We start from the raw sequence: 4,183 nt of genomic DNA on the forward strand, positions 1-4,183 counted from the left end.
CCGGCGGACTCCTTAAGCAGGCGCTTTTCGAGCCTGCCTTAATACTCCACTCGCTCTCCCCATGTTTTAATGATAGGAATCTCTCCCACCCAAACGGGAAGCACCAAGTCTTCAATGTCATCATTTGGGCCGCCCTGTCTTTGTTTCACTGCCCCTTCGTCGATGTCCATCCTGAGTAGTGATGTTGCCTGAAGTTCCTTTTCATTGGGTTGGCGAATTTGTTTCCAACGGCCGGTTTCGAGCTGTTCAACAAAGTGCTCATATGCGGCAAGCTGTTGCTGTTCATCTTCCACCAATTCAAAGTAGCCAAACAGTACAGCCGAACGATAGTTAGCACTGTGATGGAAGCCCGATTTCGCCATTACCCAGGCATTTAATTCAGCGAAGGATACACAGGCTTCGAGCCCACTCGTGAGTTGCTTAACCAGGCGACTGCCTCGACTACCATGGATATAAATCGCATTGTCGACACGCCAGCAAAGCATCGGGATAGACATAGGTTTACCTTCGGGCGCAAAGCAAATATGCGCCAGTTTTAGCTCATCAATCAAGGGGTATAAGTCGCTCTGTTGGTAACTGGCTCGTTTTGCTGCTCGCTTTATTTCAGAGCGCTGCGTTTTCTTTAAGGTCACCTCTATTCTCCTTTGTTATATAAAGATATTTCCTATCGCACTCGTATCTCTGTGCTTGACTCATGCTTAGTCTGAATCAATACTGGCCCCACATTAAGATCCAATAATTAATTTCTGGTGGTACCAATTTGAGCACTGAAGAATTTGACTCGTTACGTGACTTTTCTTTTTCTGGCACCGAGACACTGCAACATCAGCTGTATCAGGGGGTCAAGAACAGAATATTAGATGGACGATTAGTCTCAGGGAGGCGATTACCTTCTAGCCGTGCGCTGTCGAGTATTCTTAAGGTTAGCCGAAACACGGTTTCGGGCGCCTTCGAGCAACTGAAAGCTGAAGGCTACCTGCAAACGAAAAAAGGAGCGGGCCACTATATTGCGACCAATCTTCCTGATGATTATCTCAATGCTCAAACGAAGAACATCATGCGATTTGAGTCAAAACCAACCAAGATGCCGCTCTCTGATTCTGGAAAAGTCTTGCTCGGCGACAACAAGATCAGAGTCTATCGCAACACCAGTTTCGAAGCCGGTTTACCTGACCTCAAAGCTTTTCCCATCAAAAAATGGGGGCAAATATATCAACAACAAAGCCAGCGTATCGCCTTGCTTGGATATGATTCATTACAAGGTTCGTCCTACTTGAGAGAAGTGCTTGCCAGCTACTTAAAATCTTCACGAGGATTGGATTGCACACCCGAGCAAATCATCATCACGGTTGGCGCTCAACAAGCGGTCAATATCGCGATTCAAGTCATCTTGAATCACGGAGATGAAGTCTATTTGGAAAACCCGGGCTACATTGGAATGCGCGAAGCCTTTAAAGCACATCAGTGCAAAATTACCGGCATCCCGGTGGGTAAGAATGGCTTAGACCTACAAGCACTACCGAAGAAACCAAAGGGTAAAATCTTATGTGTCACACCGACTCATCAATATCCGATGGGCGGGATTATGCCTTTGGCAAATCGCTTAAACATCCTTCAATGGGCTGCTGAAAATGGAGTATGGATTCTGGAGGATGATTACGACAGTGAATATCACTATGAACACAAACCGATTGCCTCCATGCAAGGTTTGGGTTTACAGGATCAAGTTATCTACATCGGTTCATTTAGCAAGGTACTTTACCCTGCACTAAGGCTTGGCTACATGGTTGTCCCTGAGCAAGTCATTGCCCCATGTGTGAAGACGAAAAATAGAATCGCAGGGCAAACACCAATGGTTGAGCAGGAAACTGTCGCTGAGTTTATTGCAGAAGGGCACTTTATCAGGCACCTGAGAAAAATGAGAGGGCTCTATCACGAGAAATTCAAAACGATCATCGCGGCTTGCGAACAGCACCTGGAAAATCTCGCAAAGCCCGAGTGCACCGGCGCGGGCATGCACATAGTATTGATTTTTAATCCGCAACTTTGCCAGGCCGGGCTATCAGATATGAAGGTTGTTGAAGCGATGAGGGAGCATAACCTCTCTGCCAGCCCCTTATCCACTTATTACCTCGATCGAGCCGAGGAGCAAGGCCTTGTACTGGGTTTTGCTAATACGGAGCTAAGCCTGATTGATCCGCATATACAAACGCTTCGGAATGTCATGCTTTCATGCATGACTAGCACTTAATCAATACTGTAAGGTCAATCGAACTAAAACAAGCCCACACCTCTATCAATATACTCAACTCGGCGGCGAGGCGTACCATGAAATGATTGTTCCAGGTTGAATTCAACACTCCCAACCGGAACACTGAAGAATACTCCGCTCGGTGTCGAAACGCGTTGCTGACTAACAGGTTCAATCCATTCCATGGCCTTTTTCTGCATCGACAAAAAGAAACCGCCAGTAGGTAGAAAAGTGCCGTTCTTTTGTTTTTCCCCTACTTCCATGCTTTTAAACTGAGTCATCGGAAAACAGGTCGGAACTCCATGAAGGTTACAGTCAGTCGTGGCAAAATCTATATCACCAATAAACGGGATAGGCCCAAGCGTAAAATTTGAACCACTGGGCAAACCGATATGGGTCGCTCGGACAGGGTCTGGCTGACCACCGCTTTCATAATCTACCTCACCATCCACCACATTCGGTGCGGTAATCGGATGAGCCTGCCCTTCTACCGGTGTAAAAGGCAAGAGAGCCCCCGCTAAGGCAAACCACCAGGGGCGATTAGGGGCATCAATCAATGCGTAAGCATTATCCTTTATTTGAACGGGCAGTTGACCGGTAAAGCTCAAAATATCCCCAGAGAAAATACCACGCGCCTGATGAAAGCCAATACGCATACCCACTAGTTCATCGTCTTCTTTAGCGATTTCGATGTAAGGGTCATAAAACTCAAAAGGAATGATTTCGCCCGCTCTATAGTAGCGTCCATCCATCTTTCTACCACTGGTCTCGGCAATCGCGCCAAAGCTCATATTCTTAACCCAAAGATCTGCGCCCTGCTTTTCCAAGCCTGGTTCTGTTCCATCACACTCAAAACAAGCTTCGCCATTTTCCCAGCGAGGATATTCGCCTAATTTAAGCTCCTCAACGTTCAGCTGCGTCTTGAGTTCCATACCAATATTTACTCGGGTCATTTCTTTTCCAAGAACGGTTTCCTGGTCTAGGGTGACAAAAGCTTGGCCGGAAATCTCCGATAGCTCTTCATCCTGCAAGGGAGTCATATCGGAATAACAGTTTTCAACGAATAAAACCGTTTTCGCGTAAATACAACCTGCAATGAGTTTGCCCAATGTATGAATTTCATCTTTGATGCTGGAAAAGTAGGTACTCATACAAACATCCTTTTGCACATGTGTGTTTTTATTTTGTTTATTTTTCACACATGCTAACGATGAAAAGTACCTCCCTCAACGAGATATTCTTACCTTTGTGAATGCCTTCAAGTCAGCCCCCTCCAAAGGATGGTAAGGTAGCTGGATATTACTACTTAATCACTTCGCCAATCACACAAGCCAAGTCATAACCCGCGGTTCTCAGCTCATTTAAACAAGCGTTCGCTTGATCAGCAGGCACTCCAGCCAATAAACCTCCCGCAGTTTGGGGGTCAAATAAAATCTCTGCTTCTTTCGGCGTTTCCAAGGAAATAAAAGCACGCATCTTGGTATCGATTTGTTTGTTTTGCTCATGCAAGCTCGAGAATATACCCTTAGCCATCAGTGCTTCAGTACCGTCCAATACAGGTAAGGAAGCCAGATTCAAAGAAGCCTTTTGCTTTGACGCCTGAAGCATTTCCAGTAAGTGTCCAGCTAAGCCAAAGCCCGTGACATCGGTACAAGCTTTCGCCCTATGGTTGAAGAGGATATGACTCGCCTTTTGGTTAGACTGAAGCATCATTTCAATCGCCGATTTCACCCAAGGCCCCTTCGCCAAGCCTCGCATATCCCCTGCAAATAAAGCCCCTGTTCCCAGCGCTTTAGTTAGAATCAATTTATCACCTGGCTGAAGCCCAGCCTTGGTTAGAAGCTGGTTTTCATCGGTTAGACCATTAATGGTAAAGCCAAGGCTTAGTTCAGCACCTTCTGCAGTATGCCCCCCAACAATGGGCATCTCACA

The 4,183-nt window shown here is 46.3% G+C and carries 4 protein-coding genes; 1 reads left to right on the top strand and 3 read right to left on the bottom strand.

Features of this window, described 5'->3' with window-relative positions; translation table 11 throughout:
- Positions 1-38 precede the first annotated feature (38 nt).
- Entirely contained in the window at positions 39-632 is a 594-nt protein-coding gene (locus tag A3756_RS14325) for a pyridoxamine 5'-phosphate oxidase family protein (RefSeq protein WP_197469914.1), read from the bottom strand.
- 128 nt (positions 633-760) lie between these two features.
- Here A3756_RS14325 and A3756_RS14330 point away from each other — a divergent pair, with 128 nt between their 5' ends.
- The gene (locus tag A3756_RS14330) at positions 761-2,251 is read left to right on the top strand and encodes a PLP-dependent aminotransferase family protein (protein WP_068513601.1); all 1,491 of its coding nucleotides are present in this window, start codon (positions 761-763) and stop codon (positions 2,249-2,251) included.
- A 23-nt stretch (positions 2,252-2,274) separates the two neighbouring features.
- On the opposite strand, the gene A3756_RS14335 is transcribed toward A3756_RS14330, so the two are convergent.
- A complete protein-coding gene (locus A3756_RS14335) occupies positions 2,275-3,402 on the bottom strand; it encodes a hypothetical protein (RefSeq protein ID WP_068513598.1) in 1,128 nt (375 codons plus the stop codon).
- Positions 3,403-3,553: 151 nt separating this feature from the next.
- Positions 3,554-4,183 (bottom strand): selenide, water dikinase SelD (gene selD, locus A3756_RS14340; protein ID WP_156490482.1); only part of this gene is annotated, 630 nt, incomplete at its 5' end.

Source organism: Oleiphilus sp. HI0086 (assembly GCF_001635225.1).